This is a genomic window from Bradyrhizobium sp. AZCC 1610, from assembly GCF_036924515.1.
In the GTDB taxonomy this organism is placed as follows: Bacteria; Pseudomonadota; Alphaproteobacteria; order Rhizobiales; family Xanthobacteraceae; genus Bradyrhizobium.
In genome coordinates, this window is the sequence record NZ_JAZHRR010000001.1 from 2,550,895 (window position 1) to 2,569,889 (window position 18,995).

Genomic DNA, 18,995 nt, shown 5'->3' on the forward strand with positions numbered 1-18,995 from the left:
CTAACGCTTTGATTCGGCGTGCCGCCATGCTATCGACCACCGTCAACCCCACCGATGGGCTTCGATTCGACGGCGATGCCGATAGCATCGCCGAAGGCGGCGTTCATCCATAAGACTGATCGCGGCGGTGAGCCGCGGAAAGGAGTTGGCAATGGCGCAGGGACTTCAGGGTATCCGTGAAGCCTTCACGTTCGACGATGTGCTTCTGAAACCCGGTCTCTCGGATATCCTGCCTTCTGAGGCCGATATCCGCTCGCATGTGACCCGCGCGATCCCGCTCAACATCCCGATTATCGCGTCCGCGATGGACACCGTCACCGAAGCGCGCATGGCGATCGCGATGGCGCAGGCCGGCGGCGTCGGCGTCATTCACCGCAATTTCGATCCGGAGGGGCAGGCCGCCCAGGTGCGGCAGGTCAAGAAGTACGAATCCGGCATGGTGGTCAATCCGCTGACCATCGGCCCCGATGCGATGCTGTCGGACGCGCTGGCTCTGATGAAGGATCACGGTTTTTCCGGCATTCCCGTCGTCACCGGCGCCAGCAAGAATGTACCTGGCAAATTGCTCGGCATTCTCACCAACCGCGACGTGCGCTTTGCCACCGATCCGAAACAAAAAGTCTCGGAATTGATGACGCACGAAAACCTCGTCACGGTGCGCGAAGACGTCAGCCAGGACGAGGCCAAGCGGATGCTGCACAAGCACCGCATCGAAAAGCTGCTGGTTGTCGACGAGCAGTTTCGCTGCGTCGGCTTGATCACCGTGAAAGACATGGAAAAGGCGGTCGCGCATCCCCTGGCCTGCAAGGACGCGCACGGCCGCTTGCGGGTGGCCGCGGCAACTACCGTCGGCGAGGGCGGCTACGAGCGCACCGAGCGGCTGATCGATGCCGGCGTCGATCTTATCGTGGTCGACACCGCGCACGGCCATTCCTCCCGCGTGCTGGAGGCGGTCAACCGCATCAAGCGGCTTTCGAATGCCGTGCAGGTGATTGCCGGCAACATCGCAACGAAAGAGGGTGCACAGGCGCTGATCGATGCGGGCGCGGACGCGATCAAGGTCGGCATCGGCCCGGGCTCGATCTGCACTACGCGCATCGTCGCCGGTGTCGGCGTGCCGCAGCTCACCGCGATCATGGACGCGGTGGAAGCCGCGAAGAAGGCCAACGTGCCTGTCATTGCCGATGGCGGCATCAAATATTCCGGCGACCTCGCCAAGGCGCTCGCCGCCGGCGCTGACATCGCCATGGTCGGCTCGCTGCTCGCCGGCACCGACGAGACGCCGGGCGAAGTGTTTTTGTGGCAGGGCCGTTCCTACAAGGCCTATCGCGGCATGGGCTCGGTCGGCGCGATGGCGCGCGGCTCGGCCGACCGCTACTTCCAGCAGGACATCAAGGACACGCTGAAGCTGGTGCCGGAAGGCATCGAGGGCCAGGTGCCGTATAAGGGCCCGGTCGCCAACGTCATGCACCAGCTCGCCGGCGGCCTGCGCGCCGCGATGGGCTATGTCGGCGCGCGCAACCTCGCCGAATTCCACGAGAAGGCGCAGTTCGTCCGCATCACCGGCGCGGGCCTGCGCGAAAGCCATGTCCACGACGTCACTATCACCCGCGAAAGCCCGAATTATCCGGGCGGAGCTTAGTTGATTATGGTCGATTGGTCAGACGACAGGATTGCCGCGCTTTCAAAGCAGGATTTGAAGAATCTGCTCGCCAATGCTGAGCGGAAATCCGCCGCCGAAATCATCGCGCGATGCAAAGCCGAGATGGATAAGCGGGATACGTCAAAGCCGCGCCAGGCATCGAAGCGTACCGAGCTGAAAGAGTTTGAGCACGGCATGTCGGAGCAACTCGCTGAAATCGGCAAGGCGATGGCCGCGAAATACGATCTGTCGGAGGAGACCGCGAAAGCAAGATCGGCGGGCGTGAAGGGCTTCAAGGCGCACAAACTGCTGGACTCAAATGGCCATGCAAAACTAGGCGGGATGCAACGCGACGGCTCGGTTGCGGTCGACCGCTATATTTCATATCGGCGTGGCAAGGATATCGTCTCGATCGGGGTCTTTCTGCTGAAAGACCAGCCCGTCGAAACCCATGAGTTTCATGTGATCGCGCCGTCGGCTTTGCTTGATGGAGGAAAACCGATCGCGGAGATTCGCCCGACGGCAACGGAAGCGCAGAAGCAGACCGCGGATAGCGGCCTGGCCTTCACGGATTTGGCGAGTGCGGCAGCCGCGTTCGAGGCGGCGCTTTCAAAAATCGCGGCCTGACCTCGGTTTGGGCGTTGACGCGGCGCGGGCCCACGCGATCAAATAATCTCATAAACCGGAGGAAGCCCCCATGTCCCAAGGCAAGCGCATCGTTCTGGCCTCCCGTCCCGTCGGCGAACCCAAGCCATCTGATTTCCGTCTTGAAGATTGCCCGATCCCCACGCCGGGCGCCGGCGAAGTTCTCCTGCGCACCATCTGGCTCTCGCTCGATCCCTATATGCGCGGGCGGATGAGCGACGGTCCGTCTTACGCGCAGCCGGTGCCGATCAACGGCGTGATGGAGGGCGGCACCGTAAGCGAAGTAATCGCGTCCAACAATCCAGCCTTTGCCAAGGGCGACATCGTGCTGTCGCGCGCCGGCTGGCAGACGCATGCGATCTCCGATGGCAAGGGGCTGGCGAAGATCGATCCCAAGATTGCGCCGATTTCAACTGCGGTCGGCGTGCTCGGCATGCCCGGCATGACCGCCTATACGGGCCTGCTCGACATCGGCAAGCCGCAGGCGGGTGAAACCGTCGTCGTCGCCGCCGCTTCGGGCGCCGTCGGCTCGGCGGTCGGCCAGATCGCAAAAATCAAAGGCGCACGCGCGGTCGGCATCGCCGGCGGCAAGGACAAGTGCGCCTATGTCAGGGATGAGCTCGGCTTCGACGATTGCCTCGATCACCGCGATCCCGATCTGGCGGCGAAGCTGAAGGATGCCTGCCCGAAGGGCATCGACGTCTATTTCGAGAATGTCGGCGGCGCGGTGTTCGAAGCAGTGTTTCCGCTGCTCAATGCCTTTGCGCGCATTCCCGTGTGCGGCCTGATCGCGCATTACAACGATACGCAGGCGGTGGCGCCGAAATGGGCGCCGGCGATGATGCGCAATGTGCTGACCAAGCGTCTGACCATTCGCGGCTTCATCGTCAGCGATTTCGCCGCGCGTCACGCCGACTTCCTGCGCGACATGTCGGGCTGGGTGCGCGAAGGCAAGGTCAAGCACAAGGAGTTCGTCACCGAAGGCCTCGACAGCGCGCCGGCCGCGTTCATGGGCCTTCTGAAGGGCGCCAATTTCGGCAAGCAATTGGTGCGCGTCGGACCGGACGAGGCTTGAGGCCCAGCGACAAGCTGCAGGGAACCTTCAACGACGAAACCTCACGGTCACTTGAGACTGATGGGGGAACGTCCCTTCGAAACTGTCGTTTGGCTTTGACATCCAATGGAGAAGCCAAATGACGAACTTCAAGAAACTATCGCTCGGCCTGGTTGCCGCAACGATGCTGGCCACTCCTGCAATGGCTCAAGTGGTCTATCAGGAACCCGGCGTGACAGGCTACTATCCGAACTCCGCTTACGTCACAGGAGGCTACGGCGTCAGGGCCACGCCCGGACCAGGCTACTACTATGGTAACCGGTTTCACCCGGCCCCACGCGTGGGCGCATTTGCCAGCGAGCCTTGGACCGACGGTTCCTACTATGGCTACGTTGAGCGGGGATACTGATCCGGGAGGTAAGGATTTCGAGGCGCTCTATTTCGAGGCGCTCTGAAGAAGTCTAGGAACCCTTGCTAGGAACCCTTGCCAATCAGCGAATCCAGATCAACATCGATTTGTCCCGGCGCCCTGACGTGCCGGACCTCAAAGGCGTCGGGCTGGAAACGGTATTCGACCAGCCCGACTTCCTTGATGGCTATCCGTTCCTGTCTCTCATCGGAAATGATGAAGCCGGCCGAGGGGGCCCAGACGTGGCGGGTACGGCCAAAGGTGAAGTCGCGCCGCTGATGCACGTGGCCTGAGGCGACCAGCCGCAGATCGACCGCCGCAAACATCTCGATCAAACTTCTGCGCCGTGGCTGCGGCACATAGCGGATTGCTGTTGCCTCCGTTTCGGGATCATCAGGCGTGTTCAGATAAAGCGGCTTGTGCAGGAACAGCGCGACGGGCCGGCCGTTGAGGCGCCCAAGCTCTGAAGCCAGCCAGCCGAACTGCTCGGCCTCGCTCTCGATTCCGGTGTTCATGATCAGCGAATTCAACCCGATAAAGCTCCAGCCGGCCGCGTCGAAGCGCCAGCGGTCTTCGCCGATCACGGACAGATAGTTCTGCCGCTCTTTCTCGGTCGCCGGTTGTTTCGGTGCGGGACCGACCGCGGTCGGGTTGTCGCCGATGTCGTGATTGCCGGGCAAATGGCGACACGGCACCGGCAGTGCATCGTGCAGTTCCTTGGCAAATTCGAGATCGCTGCGGCTGGTGGGCCCGTCGAAGGAGATATCGCCGCTGTTGATCACAAGATCCGGGCGCGTCGCGTCGATGTGTTCGCTGACGCGGTGAAAATTGTCGGTCAGTTTCTGCAGGCGGCGCGCGAGGTGGGTGTCGGAAATTTGCGTCAGGCGAAATTCGGTCATGCAGCCTTCCTTTCAGATCCGATCATAGCCGGACCTGAAGTCGGTACGATGACGGGAACACATGGCGTGTCACCCCAGCGTCCGTCGCCAGAACGCCAGCATGTCTGTTTTAAACAACTCGGCGTCCCCCTCGCGGCTTCCGATCCGGGCGCCCTTGCGGCCATAGCCGGCCTTCAGCGCGTAGATCATCAGGTCGCGATCGGTCAGCTTGCTGTCCGCGACACCGGTGAGCGGATGGATGAAGGCGCCGTCGTTGGCAATATAGGCCGTCGGTGCGGCGGGGGAGACGGATGCATCGGGAACGTTCTCGATACCGGTGCCGCGGTCAAAACTATGCTGCGCGCCGCCGATCAGCCGCATCGTTGCCTTGCCGCCGGAGAGGCGGATGGCCTGACAATGGCCCTGCACCTGCATCGGCGAGCACCATTCATCGGCATCGCCCATGATAACGCGGATTTCAGTTTCATCGACGGAGGGATCGAGGAACTGGTGACCGCTCCAGGGATAGGCCGCGAGCACGCTGCGAAAACCGGCGCCGGCGCCGACCACCGCATCGGCAAATCGGCGCGTCGCCGCGGTCAGCACTGCCGAGCCGCCGCGGCTGTGGCCTTGCGCGCCGATCCTTGAAGCATCGATCTCCGGATGGGCCGACAGCACCATCCAGGCCGCCAGCACGTCATAGGCGCTGGCGGCAAATGAAAACTGCGTCTGGTTGGCGACCGTCGAGGTCACGTCGCGCGCGCCAAAACTGTCAAGCACAAAAGCCGCGAACCCGTCGGCGACCACCGTTTCGGCATGTTTGAGGTGTGAGGGCGCAACGCCGAGGCTGCCCGGCACCACCATGACAAGCGGCAGCTTTCCGTTGCGTTTGCGATGATCCGAAGCCGGCAGGAACAGCTTGCCGTCGACCACAAGTCTCGGCAGTTCGGCGGCATTGCTGATGACGTGGAAGTAGTTGGCCGGATTGGCGGTTAGAATGTCGATATTCTGTCCCTTGGCGCCGCCAGCGAAAACAATGTCCTGATCGCGAAATCGCAAAGTTGCACTCCTCCCGCGGCCGCTCTTTTTTGGCGACCGTCAGGGATAGAGTAAAGCGCTAGTTGTTCCCGTCAAAGTAAATGTGCCCCGCGGTCTTGCCATCCTTGTCCTTCAGGGCAAATGGGCAACACAGGCGCTCCAGCCCCTTGGCGGCATTCCAGCGCAGCGTGTCAGAGCACGCGGTAGCGGATCGCGAAGGCGTCATGATGCTCTGATGTCACCGGGCCGCCATTGGCGGGGACGATGCCGTCAGCCAGGTGCCACGGCCCGAACTGGCCGGAATGCGACGGGCTCGCCGGCAGCCGCAGCCGGAACGTGCTTTGGGCCCGGCCGGGCAGGTTCAGCACGATCACACGTTCGGTGGTGCGGTAATCGAGCGTCACCGTTCCCCGCAACAGGCTGCGGCCGTCGGAGGTGGAGGCCAGCGCCTCCTGAACCTTCGCCAGTTTCTGGTTCCGGTCGGTCAGCAGTTCCACCTGGGTGTCGGCGCCGGTCGTCAACACAGCCTTCGGCAGGCGGATTTCAAATTCCACCGCGGGTTTCGCCGGATTGAGGCCGAGATAGGCCTGCGCCGCCTGCCGCGTGTCCGAGATCACGAAGGCGAGCAGGACCAGCACCGCGGAGGCGGCAAGCCCGTGCTTCAGGAGATCATGTCGGCTGCGGTGGCCGCTGCGGAAATAGACGGACAGCATGATCGCCACCGCCAACGCCGCGGCGATACCCGCCAATGCCGACATGATGATGCCGAGGCCGCCATCGGGGCTATCGCTGAACCCGAAGGTCCGGAGCAGGGAGGTCAAGGAATCGCCGGGCAGTTCGGCAGCGCGGCCGGCGCCGGTCAGGATCGGGGAGGTGATATTCATCGCCTGCTCGCGGGTTGCTTGATGGCCGGTTCGAGACCAGAACCATCGGAATTCTCGATAGTTGGTCGCCAAGGCTCCGTCTGTGGTTCAAAAGGCTCGGGCGGTGGTTCAAGCGAGCCCGGCAAGTGGATTTGTCAGGCGAGGTGTGCCTCGTTATTGCTTTAAGGCTTGGTGCAGGTTTCGGGGGAGATTCTCATGTCGGTTCAAATGGTTTTGCTGCCGGTTTTCGTGTCGATCGGGCTCACTTTCTTCCTGCTCATGTGGATGGTGACCGCCCGCACAAAGGCGGTGAAAGCCCGGGAAACCAGCCTGAAGGACATCGCGCTGGGGCAGCCGAAATATCCCGCCCGCGTGGCCCAGATCGGCAATTGCTTCAGCAATCAGTTCGAAGTACCCCTCCTGTTCTACATCCTGATCGCGCTGGCATTGCCGCTGCGCCGGGCTGATCTCTTCATCGTGCTGATGTCCTGGGTGTTCGTGGTGACGCGATTTGCCCATGCCGGCATTTTCGTCACATCGAACAACATCCAGCAGCGCAGCCTGGCGTGGTTTGCCGGCGCGCTGGTGCTGCTGGCGATGTGGATCTACTTCGCGCTGAAGCTGCTGCTTCTGATCTAGAAGGTTATTGATGACCCCCGCTGCCCGGCTGTCCGCAGCCATCGAACTGATCGAGACCATCGACACGCAACGCGTTCCGGCCGCAAAGGCGCTGAAGGAGTGGGGCACCGCGCATCGCTATGCCGGCTCGGGCGACCGCGCCGCGATTTCCGGCCTGATCTGGGACGTGCTGCGGCGGCGGGCGTCCAGCGCCTGGCTGATGGACGCGGACACGCCGCGCGCGCGTGCGCTCGGCATGATGCGGCTCGAGCGCGGCATGACGACCGAGGCCATCGCCGCGCTGTGCGACGGCGGCCGTTTTGCGCCGGAGCCGCTGACGGAGGCCGAGCGCACAGCGCTAACCTCGCGCACGCTCGACGGCGCGCCGCCGCACATCGCCGGCGACTATCCGGAATGGCTGGATGCGCCGCTGGCAGCCGTGTTCGGCGAGGACCGCGTGGCGGAGGCCACCGCGATGGCGAGCCGCGCGCCGCTTGATCTGCGCGTCAACACGCTGAAGGCCAAACGCGAGAAGGTTCTCGCCTCCCTAAAACATCTCGGCGCGCAGGAAACGCCGTGGTCGCCGATCGGCCTGCGCATCGAGCTCGGCGCCGACGCCCGCAATCCCGGCATTCATGCCGAGGAGGATTTTATCAAGGGCGGCATCGAAGTGCAGGACGAGGGCTCGCAGCTCGCGGCGCTGTTCACGGCCGCAAAGCCCGGCGAGCAGGTGATCGATCTCTGCGCCGGCGCTGGCGGCAAGACGCTGGCGCTCGCGGCGATGATGCAAGGCAAGGGCCGGCTGATTGCGACCGACCGCGACAAGCGCCAGCTTGCGCCGATCTACGAACGGCTGTCCCGCGCCGGCGTCCACAACGCCGATATCCGCGCGCCGAAAGGAGACAGTGATCCATTGGCCGACATCAAGGCATCAGCCGATCTCGTGCTGATCGACGCACCCTGCACCGGCACCGGCACCTGGCGCCGCAACCCCGACGCCAAATGGCGGATGCGCCCCGGCGCGCTGGAAGTCCGGTTGAAGGATCAGGCCGAAGCGCTTGATCGGGCGAGCGGTCTGGTGAAGGCGGGCGGCCGTATCGCCTATGTCACGTGCTCGGTGCTACGAAGCGAAAACGGCGATCAGATCCGCAGCTTTCTCGGCCGCCACCCGGAATTTTCGATTCAGCCATTGAACGAGACGGCGAGCGTGCTGTGGGACAAGGCGGAAGATTTTGAGAAAGCCGCGTTGAAGTCTCCGGAGGGGTGGCTGATGACCCCGCGTCGCACCGCCACGGATGGCTTCTTCGTGTCGGTGCTGAAGAAGGGTTGACGGTCTTTCCCTGTCATTGCGAGCGTAGCGAAGCAATCCATCTCGCGGCATAACGGATGGATGGATTGCTTCGCTACGCTCGCAATGACGCGGTTAGACCCTCAATCCACAATGAACAACTTCGCACCCGTTTTCGTCGACGACCGATGCGCGGCGTCGCCGAAATCCGAGACCTGATAGCTCATGCCCGCCTTGAGCTTGAACGTGCGCCCGTCGCGCAATTCGGTGTCGAGCTCGCCTTCCAGCACGTAGAGCACATGCCCGCGGTCGCACCAGTGATCGGCGAGATAGCCCGGTGAATACTCGACCATCCGCACGCGCAGATCGCCGATATCGAGCGTGCGCCACAGCGCTTCGCCGGTTTCTCCGGGATGTTTCGTCGCGGCGATCTGGCTCCAGTCGGTGACAGTGAAGGGCAGTGCGGGAATTTTCATGCGGACAATCCTGCAGTAAGAGGAGTTGAGTAACTCATGCCTTCGGAGGTCATCTCGGCGTCCTCGGTATGGTTTCCTCCGTAGGCTTTCGAATTCGTCCTCGGACAGATTAGGCTTGGACAAATTAGGTCAATAATACTTACCTAATGTCGCTTGTCCATGCCCCAGAAAGAATGTGGGTCAGTCGCTTCTCGCGGTTGCGACGCCGCGCCCCGTCGCGTAATTCCTGTCCATGACAGCAGCACAGAAAGCCCGCGAGCAGACCACCTCCGTGGCCTCGGCGCATGACAAGATTCTGATTGTCGACTTCGGCAGTCAGGTGACGCAACTGATCGCGCGCCGGGTGCGCGAGGAGGGCGTCTATTCCGAGATCGTGCCGTTCCAGAAGGCGGAAGCTGCCTTCGACGAGATGAAGCCGAAAGCGGTGATCCTCTCCGGCGGCCCGGAATCGGTGCACGAAAAAGGCTCGCCGCGCGCGCCGCAGAAAATCTTCGATTCCGGCGTCCCCGTGCTTGGCATCTGCTACGGCCAGATGACCATGGCCGCCCAGCTCGGCGGCGAGGTCGAGGGCGGCCACCACCGCGAATTCGGCCGCGCCGATGTCGAGGTGAAGACGGCGAGCAGATTGTTCGACGACACCTGGTCGATGGGCGAGAGCCATCCGGTGTGGATGAGCCATGGCGACCGCATCACAAAAATGCCGCCGGGTTTTACCGTCGCCGCCGTCTCGCCGAACGCGCCGTTCGCCGTGATCCAGGACGAGAAGCGCAAATATTACGGCCTGATGTTCCACCCCGAAGTGGTGCACACGCCGGACGGCGCCAAGCTGATCCGCAATTTCGTCCGCAAGGTCGCAGGCCTCACCGGCGACTGGACCATGCGCGCGTTTCGTGAAGAGGCGATCGAAAAGATCCGCGCCCAGGTAGGCAAGGGCAGGGTGATCTGCGGCCTCTCCGGCGGCGTCGATTCCGCCGTCGCCGCAGTGCTGATTCATGAAGCGATCGGCCACCAGCTCACCTGCGTGTTCGTCGATCACGGCATGCTGCGGCTCGATGAAGCCAAGACCGTCGTCGATCTGTTCCGGCATCACTACAACATCCCGCTGGTGCACGTTGATGCGTCGAAACAATTCCTCGGCGAACTGGCCGGCGTCAGCGATCCCGAACAAAAGCGCAAGACGATCGGCCGCCTGTTCATCGACGTTTTCGACGCGGAAGCGAAGAAGATCGGCGGCGCGGATTTCCTCGCCCAAGGCACGCTCTACCCCGATGTGATCGAGAGCGTCTCCTTCACCGGCGGCCCGTCGGTGACGATTAAGTCGCACCACAATGTCGGCGGTCTCCCCGAGCGCATGAACATGAAACTGGTCGAGCCGTTGCGCGAACTGTTCAAGGACGAAGTCCGCGTGCTCGGCCGCGAGCTTGGTCTCCCCGAAATTTTTGTGGGCCGTCACCCGTTCCCGGGCCCCGGCCTCGCCATCCGCTGCCCCGGCGATATCACGAAGGAAAAGCTCGACATCCTGCGCCAGGCCGACGCCGTCTATATCGACCAGATCCGCAAAGCCGGCCTCTATGACACCATCTGGCAAGCCTTCGCCGTGCTGCTGCCGGTGAAAACCGTCGGCGTGATGGGCGACGGCAGAACTTACGAATACGTCGTGGGCCTGCGCGCCGTCACCTCTACCGACGGCATGACCGCCGACTTCTATCCATTCGACATGAGCTTCCTCGGCGCGACGGCGACGCGGATCATCAACGAGGTGAAGGGGGTGAATCGGGTGGTGTATGATGTGACGAGCAAGCCGCCGGGGACGATCGAGTGGGAGTGACGGGGGAGTACCGTGGAGTAGTATCGGATAGCAGAGGACACTCGGGCGAATCCTAGGCCATCGATAGCAGTCGATAGATGCTAGGCGACCCGCAGATCTGCCGCTCTGTCGGGCGTCTCGCCGCTCTTCGAACGGCGCCCATACGCCGTCAGGCCCACCCCACCTTCGCGACTTTGTGGCCGTCAAATATTCGGTCGCGCGCTGCTCGAAGAAGTTAGCGCGCGCGACCAGTTCTCGGCGTCGATCACACGGTCGTAGATCGATTACTGCTCCTTCTTGAACAAATCCTGGAAGATGAGCTGGCCCCAAGTGCGGCCGCGTGCATGCACCAGCGCGCCACCCTCGTTGAGCTTTCCCAGCTTGACGGGTGCGAACCCGAGTTGTTTGGCCAAGGCCGCCACGGGAGCGGTCGCGTCCTCGTCGTCGCTCGACAGAAAGACGACCCGGTGCCCGCTCTCGACGATCGGATCGGCAGCCAGGGTGGCCGCAATCAGGTGATTGAAAGCTTTCACGAGCTTGGCGCCGGTGAACGACTTCGCAACGAAGGCGGAGGACGGGAGGCCGTCCAGCTCCTCAAGCGGAACTAACGCGTTCATCGCGTCGATGACCGTCTTGCCTTTCCAGCTCGGCAGGGCCTTCGCAACCTCGCGATGCTCCCCGAACGGGACCGCCAAGATGATTGTGTCGGCCTCGAGTGCATCCCGCAGCGACTTGGCGACGACCGTGGGTCCAATCGCCCGAGCCTGCGGCGCCAACGCCTCAGGCGGCCGGCGGCTCGCGACGGCCACCTTGATGTTCTTACGGGCGAAGGCCCGGGCGAGAGCCTGGCCTACCGCACCGAATCCTACAATCGCATAGCTCATAACACTTCTCCGATCCGTGTTGATATTGATTTCCCGGCCTTTCAGATGGCCGAGAAGCCGCCGTCGACAGACAACTCCACCCCATTCACGAAGCTCGAATCGTCTGAAGCAAGAAACAGCGCGACCGCCGCAATTTCCTCAGGACGACCCATCTTTCCCCGCGGGATCAGGGATTCGAACATCCGCTTCGCCTCCTCGGTGAGAACTTGGTCCTGCATCGGTGTGGCGATCGGCCCCGGGCTCAGCACGTTCACCCGGATATTCCTGCCCTTCAGTTCGTTGAGCCAAGTGCGTGCGAATGAGCGCAACGCCGCCTTGCTCGCCGAATACACGCCGTAACCAGGAAAACCTTTCACCGAAGCAACTGACCCGGTCATGAAGATCGATCCGCCATCGTTGAACAGCGGCAACGCCTTCTGAACCGTAAACAGCGTGCCGCGCGCATTCAGGTTGAAGGCCGCATCGAAGTGCTGCTCGGTAATCTCGCCCAGTGGGACGGCTTCGCCCATGCCGGCGCTCGCGTACAGGACGTCGACCTTGCCCTTTTCCCGCTTGACTGTATCGAACAGGCGGTCGAGGTCGTCGAGATTGGACGCGTCGCCGCGCACGCCGGTCACGTTCCGGCCGATCAGCTTGACGGCCTCGTCCAGCGCCTCCTGTCTCCGGCCCGTGATGAAAACATAGGCGCCTTCTTCAACGAACCGCTTGGCGCTCGCCAGCGCCATGCCGCTCGATCCACCCGTGATGACTGCAACCTTACCCTCAAGCTTTCCCATGACTTCTCCTTTCGTAGTGTCGGGACAGCATCTGCCTCCGAGAACCTCGAAATGGGTCCACCGGCGTCAGTTGTTGAGTGCGGAAGCGCGCACATCGGTGGTGCGAAATCGATCCGGCTGGACGACTGACGCCAGCCGCGACGATCGGTGTCCGCCGTTCGGAATTGGGCCGCGCTCGTCGACATATGACCGCCCGTACTGCTGTTCGATGTGTTAGATGCGGGCTTTGGAAGGCGCACCGCGTGGTGCCGGATTGCACCATGATCGACTGGGATGACGTTCGCTACTTTCTTGCCGTCGCGCGCGGAGGCTCAGTGCGGGCCGCCGCCGAGCGCCTCGGGGTGAATCACTCGACCGTGCTGCGACGCATCGCTCAGCTCGAGGAACGCCTCGGGGCGCAGATGTTCGAAAAGCTGCCTTCGGGCTACCGCCTGACGGCTGCGGGCGAGGAGGTCCTCGAGCTCGCGAACCAGATGGAAGTGTCGTCGCACCTGCTGGAGACGCGCGTCTTCGGGCGCGACCAGAGCGTGCGCGGGCTTCTGCGGGTGACGCTGGCACCGACCCTCGCGACACACCTGCTCATGCCCGACTTGACCGCTTTCGCGCGTCTGCATCCGGACATCGAGATGGAAATCTTGTCGTCCGGCGAGCTGGCAAATCTGACCAACCGAGAGGCCGACGTCGCGATCCGCGTCGTCTACGATCGCAAAACTCTGCCGCTCAATCTCCACGGCCTGAAGGGACCGGAATTGTTCGGCGGCGTCTACATGTCCCGCGATCGACTAGCCGCGTGGCGTGCGGGCGCTCCTGATCCCATTCGGTGGATCGTCATAAGCATTCATGGAATCCCTGACTGGGCCAGCGAGGGTGAGGTTCGCACCACGGGGGTTCCGTTCAGGACCACGGACGGCGAGGCGCAGATCGTTGCGGTACGGCAAGGGCTCGGGATCACGACACTGCCGTGCTTCGTCGGAGATGCCGACCCCCTACTGGTGAGGGTGCCGGGCACCGACCTGCACATGCATGGAACGCTCTGGCTTCTCACGCAGGGGGAGACACGCAAGACGAAGCGCGTGCGTCTCTTCACTGAGTTCGTATCCCGCAGGCTCGCCGCGTACGCGCCGCTTCTCGCGGGACTGTCCTTATCGCGTGACTGACGCGCGGCAGGTAGCCGATGGCGCTGTCCCGAGCATACTACTGTAGGCACGTTGCGGTGACAGTGCACTAAACTAGCCGAGGATTGTGCCCCAAAGCTGCGTACTATTCCTACCCACAAGCAATCCACGGCCGCCCCGGCAAGGGGCGCTGTGGATTGCTTCGCTTCGCTCGCAATGACGAATGAGAGTTTTCGCATGCATGACAGGCAAATCACTTCTGATTTTCCGAAATCGTGTCAAGCCCGGGAATCAAAAATATTCTGCTTTCGTTCTCACCCAAATCAGTCCCATAACTCCGCCCGTCTCACCCGATTGAGGGGCGCTCGCGAACGTCACGAACGTGCGGTGAGATGCGGTGGACGCTGAGGGCGCGATAGACGTGCGCGCCGGATGCGTACGGCGAAGTCGTGTGGTTCGGGCGCCGCGGTGCTGGCGCTACGTTGGCGGGGAGTGTCCCGCCAATAACGGAGGCAAAAGAGCCGTTCTCCGGGAAGAGCACGAAGTAAGCCGTAAAGCCATTGCGCAGGGAAGGCCGGAGTGTTCCCGCTGCCCTGTATGCTCGTGTGCATTTTTGTTTGCGCAAATCGCACGCGAGACCGCGGGTGCAGCAAGCACCCGGTCTTCCCTGCGCCCTCAGATTTCGAAGAGGGCCAAACGAAGATGCAAACCTCGGGCGATGAGCGCCGCGAGAATGCGGACCCACACCCTCAAAGACCATTTGGATCGGGCTGGCTGGCCCGGTAATCTCCGCTTCGCTGCCTGCCCTCGGAAGATCGCTCTCTCCCGACGCAATTTGTGAACGGAATATGCTTCGATGAAATCCACGCGCCGAAAACCGAATCTCGTTGCCAAGTCGACCAAGGAACCCAAGCTTTCCCGCACCCATGCTCCGGCCGATCTGTCGCCCGTGGACTGGCAACGCGGCTTGCGCCGACAGTTCGGCCGCGAGCAGGCCTTCGGGCTTGAGAACCTGACCGACGAACCGTTTTTCTCCGAGTTTCGGGTCAGCAATCCGGTGTCGAAGTCCAGCTATCGCGTCGCGATTCGAGGCTTGGGGCCGGGCGGCAATTTCTGTTCTTGTCCCGATTATGCCACCAGCGAACTGGGGACCTGCAAGCACCTCGAATTCACGCTTGCGAAGCTGGAGAAAAAGCGCGGCGCAAAGGCGGCGTTCACGCGCGGCTACCAGCCTGCATTTTCTGAACTATACCTGCGCAATGAAGGCAAACGCTGCGTGCATTTTCGCGCCGGAACGGATTGCCCGCCGGCGGTGCGCGAGGCCGCCGCCGGCCTGTTCGATGCTGAACGCGACGGGATGCTGCCGGAGGAGCGGCTTGGCGAGCTCGAGCATTTTATGACCATGGCGTCGAACTATGGTCATGAGCTGCGCGCTTATGACGATGCGCTCGATTTTGTCGCGGGAAGACGGGACGCTGATCGGCGGGCCTCGAAGCTGGAGCAGCTATTTCCGCGCGGTGCAGCCGATCCAAAGCTGCGGGGGCTTCTGAAGGTCCCGCTCTATGCCTATCAAGCCGAGGGCGCGCTGTTTGCGGTACGGGCCGGCCGGGCGCTGATCGGCGACGATATGGGGCTTGGCAAGACCATACAGGCCATTGCCGCGACCGAAATACTGGCGCGGCATTTTGGCGTCTCGAAAGTGCTGGTGATCTGTCCGACCTCGCTCAAATACCAGTGGCAAAGCGAGATCGCGCGCTTCTCGGGGCGGCAGGGCAAACATGCGGCACGCGTCATCAGCGGCGGTCGGGCGCAGAGGGCGAAGGATTTTGCCCTGGATGACTTCTGCAAGATCACCAACTACGAGAAGCTCAAGCCTGATCTCGACCAGATCGCCGCGTGGGCGCCCGAACTGGTCATCGTCGATGAAGCGCAACGGGTGAAGAACTGGAACACGATTGCGGCACGTGCCCTGAAACGCATCGATAGTTCCCATGCGATCGTGCTGACCGGTACGCCGCTGGAAAACAAGCTCGAGGAACTGATCTCTATCGTCCAGTTCGTCGATCAACATCGGCTGGGGCCAACCTGGAAGCTGCTGCATGAGCATCAGGTCAAGGACGAAGCCGGGCGCGTCACCGGCTATACCGGACTGGATAAGATCGGCCAAACGCTGGCGCCGGTCATGATCCGTCGCCGCAAATCCGAGGTGCTGCGGCAATTGCCCAGCCGGACCGACCAGAACCTGCTGGTGCCGATGACCGAAATGCAATTGGAGTACCATAAGGAAAACGCCGACGAGGTAGCGAAAATCGTCCGCCGCTGGCGCAAGACCAAATTTCTCTCGGATCGGGACCAGCGGGCGCTGATGATTGCCCTGCAGAACATGCGGATGTCGTGCAACAGCACCTATCTGCTGGACCAGGAAACCGACCACGGCGTCAAGGCCGACGAATTGGCGGCACTGCTCGATGATTTGTTCGCCGATCCCGAGGCCAAGGCCGTGGTGTTTTCGCAGTGGACGCGGACCCACGACATCGTCATCCGCCGCCTCGAAGCGCGCGGGATCGGCTATGTCAGCTTCCACGGCAGCGTGCCGTCGGACAAGCGGCCGGCGCTGATCGATCGGTTCCGCGATGATCCGGCCTGCCGCGTGTTTCTCTCGACCGATGCCGGCAGCACGGGCCTCAATCTGCAGCATGCTTCGACCCTGGTGAATATGGACTTGCCGTGGAATCCGGCGGTGCTCGAACAGCGCATCGGACGCATCCATCGCATGGGCCAGAAGCGGCCAGTGCGGGTCATCAATTTCGTGGCAAAGGGCACCATCGAGGAGGGCATGCTTTCGGTGCTGGCGTTCAAGCGCTCCTTGTCGGCAGGAATTCTCGACGGTAGCAGTGGCGAGATTTCGCTCGGCGGTTCGCGCCTCAACCGCTTCATGAAGGACGTGGAAAGCGTCACCGGAAGCATGGGCGAGGGCGAAGCGGTGACGCCGGCCGAGGAGGTGGGGAGCATCGTCGCCGCTGTTGATGACGATGCCGGATCGGCGGAAAAAATAAATGCCGATCGGAACATTCGCGCTGGTGAGATAGCGCAGACTGACGGGTTCGCGGCACCGCCTCGCGATACCGCTCCCGATCCGTGGCAAGCCCTGATGCAGGTCGGTGCGCAGTTTGTTGCCGCACTGGCGGCGGCCAATGATCCCAAGGCTGCTAACGATCCCAAGGCTGCGGCGCATCCCTGGATCGAGCGCGATCCGGCAACCGGCGCGCAAAGCCTCAAAATGCCTCTGCCGCCGCCGGAAATCGCGCGACAACTTGCCAATGCACTTTCTGCGCTCGCGGACGGCCTGCGCGGCAAGATTGCGTGACGATGCGTAGTTTCGCCAACATCCTGGATGGAGGTCCGCAGTGTTCCATGATCTTAAATGGTCTCCATCCGAAAAGAAGATCACACGCAGGGCCTTCGACATCGCGCTGGAATCGGCACTCGCCAAGGTAATGGCCGAATTCAAGCGAAAGGCTAACGCCGCGTCGACGCCGTCCGAGATGTGGGAGATCGAAGACTATCTGCGTCAGCAACGGCGGGAGATCGATGAAACATTCGATTATCGGTACTCGCAACTTCCTCTTGTCTTTGCCCGTCTCATTCGAGAGGGGCATCTGGATGAAAGCCTCCTTTCCGATCTGTCGGAAGAGAAGCGCGAGATCATTCGCTCGTTCCTTACTTTCGCTGCGAAGGGGTAGCGGCGGCAGCCGTGCTCCACGTCTGGCTCGGGCCATGAGCACAGCGGCGCGACCGCGAAGCGCTATCCACCGCGAAACGGATTGGCGATGCGTAAACCCTCGTCGAGCTTCATGCCGTGCTGCATATCCTCCGACCAGAGCGTGTCGCAACCGGCGTCAAGTGCCGAGGCTGCAATCATCGAGTCATAGATTGAAAGGCCGTATCGCTCCGCCAGTCGAAGTCCCGTTTCGTGGGTCTCGACGGTGAGGGGATGAACCGTCAGCAGGCCGCGCAACGTGTTGAGGAATGCATGCGTCTCGTCCCAGGACATCTGCATTTTTCGGCGCGCGACGTTGGCAAGTTCGTTCAGAACTTGCACGCTGATTGAACCGCCGCCGGCGATGGCCGCCTCCGCCCGATCGGCCTTCGCGGCATCGCCGGATGCGAGGTAGACGAGGATGTTGGTATCGAAAAAACTAACGGGCATTGGCCTCGTCCCTGTCGAACCTGAAATCGGCAGGGAGACGGCCGCGGAACGCGCGAAGGCGTTTCAATAGCTCGTCGCGCCCGGGCTTGCGCGCGACGCCAAACTGTCGCCCGTCAGCGACGTGGATTTCGATCTCGTCGCCCTCCTTGAGGCCGAGCGCCTCGACCACGATGGCGGGAAGCCGAACCGCAAGGCTGTTCCCCCATTTTGCGACCTGCATTGTCAGCTCCTCCGTTCATCAGGATATACATATTTTTGAATGTATATCTCATGATGCTGAAGGTCAAGGAAGCAGAGTAGGCCCGCGAGCTTCCATGAGAACCGCCAGCATGTTCAAGCTTCCATCAGCCTGGAGGACAGGAATTCGATGAAGCGCTGGGTCTTGGCTGGAATAAGGCGAGTTTCGGTGACGGCGTAAATGCTGACCGACGACCCCTGCCATTCGGGCAGGATGCGTCGGAGCTGGCCAGAGGCGAGATCGTCGGCGACGATCTTCTCGGCAAGCAAGGCGATGCCCTGGTCGTTGACCGCCAGGGCGCGGATCATCCCGACGCTGTTGAGCGTGAAGCGGCCGCGAACGCCGACATCGACCTTGTTCATCCCCTGGTGCAAAGTCCAGGTCGGGATCCGCGGCATGCAGATGCATTCATGCTCCGCCAGGTCCGCCGGTGTCGCGGGCTCGCCTGACGCTTTGATATAGCCAGGAGACGCATAGAGGTGGCGCGAATGCCGCCCGATCAGGCGCGCGATCAGACTGGAATCTTCCAGTTTGCCGATGCGGATCGCCACATCGAACGGCTCGGCCACCAAATCGATACGGCGTGGGGTCAGGTCGAATTCGAACGTGATGCCGGGATAGTGCCGCGCGAAATCGCCGATGATCGGCGTGAGGTAAAGCGTAGCGAAGTCGACAGGGAGCGAAACCCGCAGGACACCGCTCGGCTGCTCAAGCATCGCGCCGAGCTGCTCGTGCGCGAGCCGTGCCTCGTCGACGATTCGCTTGCTTCGCTCATAATAGAGCTGACCGGCCGCGGTGAGCTCGATCTTGCGCGTCGTGCGATGCAGCAGTCTCAGGCCGATCGCCTTCTCCAGCTCGCTGATACGTCGCGACAGAGTGGAGTTTGGCATGCCGAGAGCCTCCGCGGCCTTCCGAAAGCTCCTGGCTCTGGCCACCTCCACGAACAGCGCCATGTCGTTCAAATGGCTCAACTGATTGCTCCATAGATGGAAAGGTGATTTCAATTCTGCCGGATTTATCCCGAAATCGGAATGGTGGACAAGGACTCTCCAAC

19 protein-coding genes are annotated in these 18,995 nt (G+C 62.2%); 10 read left to right on the forward strand and 9 right to left on the reverse strand.

The genetic code is table 11. The annotated features are described in order from the left end of the window. Nucleotides 1-151: 151 nt before the first annotated feature. From guaB to V1279_RS12120, 4 genes are all read left to right on the forward strand, one after another. Nucleotides 152-1,642, forward strand: coding sequence for an IMP dehydrogenase (gene guaB / locus V1279_RS12105; RefSeq protein ID WP_334435804.1), 1,491 nt, complete (start codon nucleotides 152-154; stop codon nucleotides 1,640-1,642). A gap of 228 nt (nucleotides 1,643-1,870) precedes the next feature. Further along, nucleotides 1,871-2,269 carry a hypothetical protein gene (locus V1279_RS12110; protein ID WP_334435806.1) on the forward strand — a complete coding sequence of 133 codons (399 nt, stop codon included), beginning with the start codon at nucleotides 1,871-1,873 and terminating at the stop codon, nucleotides 2,267-2,269. Between the two features lie 70 nt (nucleotides 2,270-2,339). Continuing rightward, complete coding sequence (locus tag V1279_RS12115) at nucleotides 2,340-3,362, forward strand: NADP-dependent oxidoreductase (RefSeq protein WP_334435808.1); 1,023 nt, start codon at nucleotides 2,340-2,342, stop codon at nucleotides 3,360-3,362. Nucleotides 3,363-3,480: 118 nt separating this feature from the next. Next, nucleotides 3,481-3,750: a hypothetical protein gene (locus V1279_RS12120; RefSeq protein WP_334435810.1), complete on the forward strand. Its 270-nt coding sequence runs from the start codon at nucleotides 3,481-3,483 to the stop codon at nucleotides 3,748-3,750. 65 nt (nucleotides 3,751-3,815) lie between these two features. Here V1279_RS12120 and V1279_RS12125 read toward each other — a convergent pair whose 3' ends face one another. The 3 genes from V1279_RS12125 to V1279_RS12135 form a co-directional block, all read right to left on the reverse strand. Continuing rightward, complete coding sequence (locus V1279_RS12125; protein WP_334435812.1) at nucleotides 3,816-4,649, reverse strand: metallophosphoesterase family protein; 834 nt, start codon at nucleotides 4,647-4,649, stop codon at nucleotides 3,816-3,818. Nucleotides 4,650-4,718: 69 nt separating this feature from the next. Further along, nucleotides 4,719-5,687 carry a dienelactone hydrolase family protein gene (locus V1279_RS12130; protein WP_334435814.1) on the reverse strand — a complete coding sequence of 323 codons (969 nt, stop codon included), beginning with the start codon at nucleotides 5,685-5,687 and terminating at the stop codon, nucleotides 4,719-4,721. Between the two features lie 170 nt (nucleotides 5,688-5,857). Further along, nucleotides 5,858-6,550, reverse strand: a complete 693-nt coding sequence (locus tag V1279_RS12135; protein WP_334435817.1) for an acriflavin resistance protein — start codon at nucleotides 6,548-6,550, stop codon at nucleotides 5,858-5,860. Between the two features lie 195 nt (nucleotides 6,551-6,745). Here V1279_RS12135 and V1279_RS12140 point away from each other — a divergent pair, with 195 nt between their 5' ends. Beyond that, nucleotides 6,746-7,168, forward strand: coding sequence for an MAPEG family protein (locus tag V1279_RS12140; RefSeq protein ID WP_334435820.1), 423 nt, complete (start codon nucleotides 6,746-6,748; stop codon nucleotides 7,166-7,168). 10 nt (nucleotides 7,169-7,178) lie between these two features. Further along, entirely contained in the window at nucleotides 7,179-8,477 is a 1,299-nt protein-coding gene (locus V1279_RS12145; protein WP_334435822.1) for an RsmB/NOP family class I SAM-dependent RNA methyltransferase, read from the forward strand. A 101-nt stretch (nucleotides 8,478-8,578) separates the two neighbouring features. Here V1279_RS12145 and V1279_RS12150 read toward each other — a convergent pair whose 3' ends face one another. After that, a complete protein-coding gene (locus tag V1279_RS12150; RefSeq protein ID WP_334435824.1) occupies nucleotides 8,579-8,911 on the reverse strand; it encodes a DHCW motif cupin fold protein in 333 nt (110 codons plus the stop codon). A gap of 232 nt (nucleotides 8,912-9,143) precedes the next feature. Between V1279_RS12150 and guaA the strand changes: the two genes are divergently transcribed. Further along, nucleotides 9,144-10,739 (forward strand): glutamine-hydrolyzing GMP synthase, encoded by a 1,596-nt coding sequence (guaA, locus tag V1279_RS12155; protein WP_334435826.1) that lies wholly within the window; start codon nucleotides 9,144-9,146, stop codon nucleotides 10,737-10,739. Between the two features lie 263 nt (nucleotides 10,740-11,002). On the opposite strand, the gene V1279_RS12160 is transcribed toward guaA, so the two are convergent. Both V1279_RS12160 and V1279_RS12165 read right to left on the reverse strand, forming a co-directional pair. Beyond that, on the reverse strand, nucleotides 11,003-11,602 hold the full coding sequence (locus V1279_RS12160) for an NADPH-dependent F420 reductase (protein WP_334435828.1): 600 nt from the start codon (nucleotides 11,600-11,602) through the stop codon (nucleotides 11,003-11,005). A 41-nt stretch (nucleotides 11,603-11,643) separates the two neighbouring features. Further along, nucleotides 11,644-12,378 carry an SDR family NAD(P)-dependent oxidoreductase gene (locus V1279_RS12165; RefSeq protein ID WP_334435830.1) on the reverse strand — a complete coding sequence of 245 codons (735 nt, stop codon included), beginning with the start codon at nucleotides 12,376-12,378 and terminating at the stop codon, nucleotides 11,644-11,646. A 260-nt stretch (nucleotides 12,379-12,638) separates the two neighbouring features. Here V1279_RS12165 and V1279_RS12170 point away from each other — a divergent pair, with 260 nt between their 5' ends. The 3 genes from V1279_RS12170 (at nucleotide 12,639) to V1279_RS12180 (ending at nucleotide 17,236) form a co-directional block, all read left to right on the forward strand. Next, a complete protein-coding gene (locus V1279_RS12170; protein WP_334435832.1) occupies nucleotides 12,639-13,535 on the forward strand; it encodes a LysR family transcriptional regulator in 897 nt (298 codons plus the stop codon). A gap of 814 nt (nucleotides 13,536-14,349) precedes the next feature. Then, nucleotides 14,350-16,860, forward strand: a complete 2,511-nt coding sequence (locus tag V1279_RS12175; protein WP_334435835.1) for a DEAD/DEAH box helicase — start codon at nucleotides 14,350-14,352, stop codon at nucleotides 16,858-16,860. 40 nt (nucleotides 16,861-16,900) lie between these two features. Further along, nucleotides 16,901-17,236, forward strand: coding sequence for a hypothetical protein (locus V1279_RS12180; RefSeq protein WP_334435837.1), 336 nt, complete (start codon nucleotides 16,901-16,903; stop codon nucleotides 17,234-17,236). A gap of 62 nt (nucleotides 17,237-17,298) precedes the next feature. On the opposite strand, the gene V1279_RS12185 is transcribed toward V1279_RS12180, so the two are convergent. The 3 genes from V1279_RS12185 to V1279_RS12195 form a co-directional block, all read right to left on the reverse strand. Next, nucleotides 17,299-17,703, reverse strand: a complete 405-nt coding sequence (locus V1279_RS12185; protein WP_334435840.1) for a PIN domain-containing protein — start codon at nucleotides 17,701-17,703, stop codon at nucleotides 17,299-17,301. Next, a complete protein-coding gene (locus tag V1279_RS12190) occupies nucleotides 17,693-17,923 on the reverse strand; it encodes an AbrB/MazE/SpoVT family DNA-binding domain-containing protein (protein WP_247511663.1) in 231 nt (76 codons plus the stop codon). Before V1279_RS12190 ends, V1279_RS12185 begins: the two co-directional genes overlap by 11 nt. A 113-nt stretch (nucleotides 17,924-18,036) precedes the next feature. Beyond that, nucleotides 18,037-18,912 carry a LysR family transcriptional regulator gene (locus V1279_RS12195; protein WP_334435845.1) on the reverse strand — a complete coding sequence of 292 codons (876 nt, stop codon included), beginning with the start codon at nucleotides 18,910-18,912 and terminating at the stop codon, nucleotides 18,037-18,039. Nucleotides 18,913-18,995 lie beyond the last annotated feature (83 nt).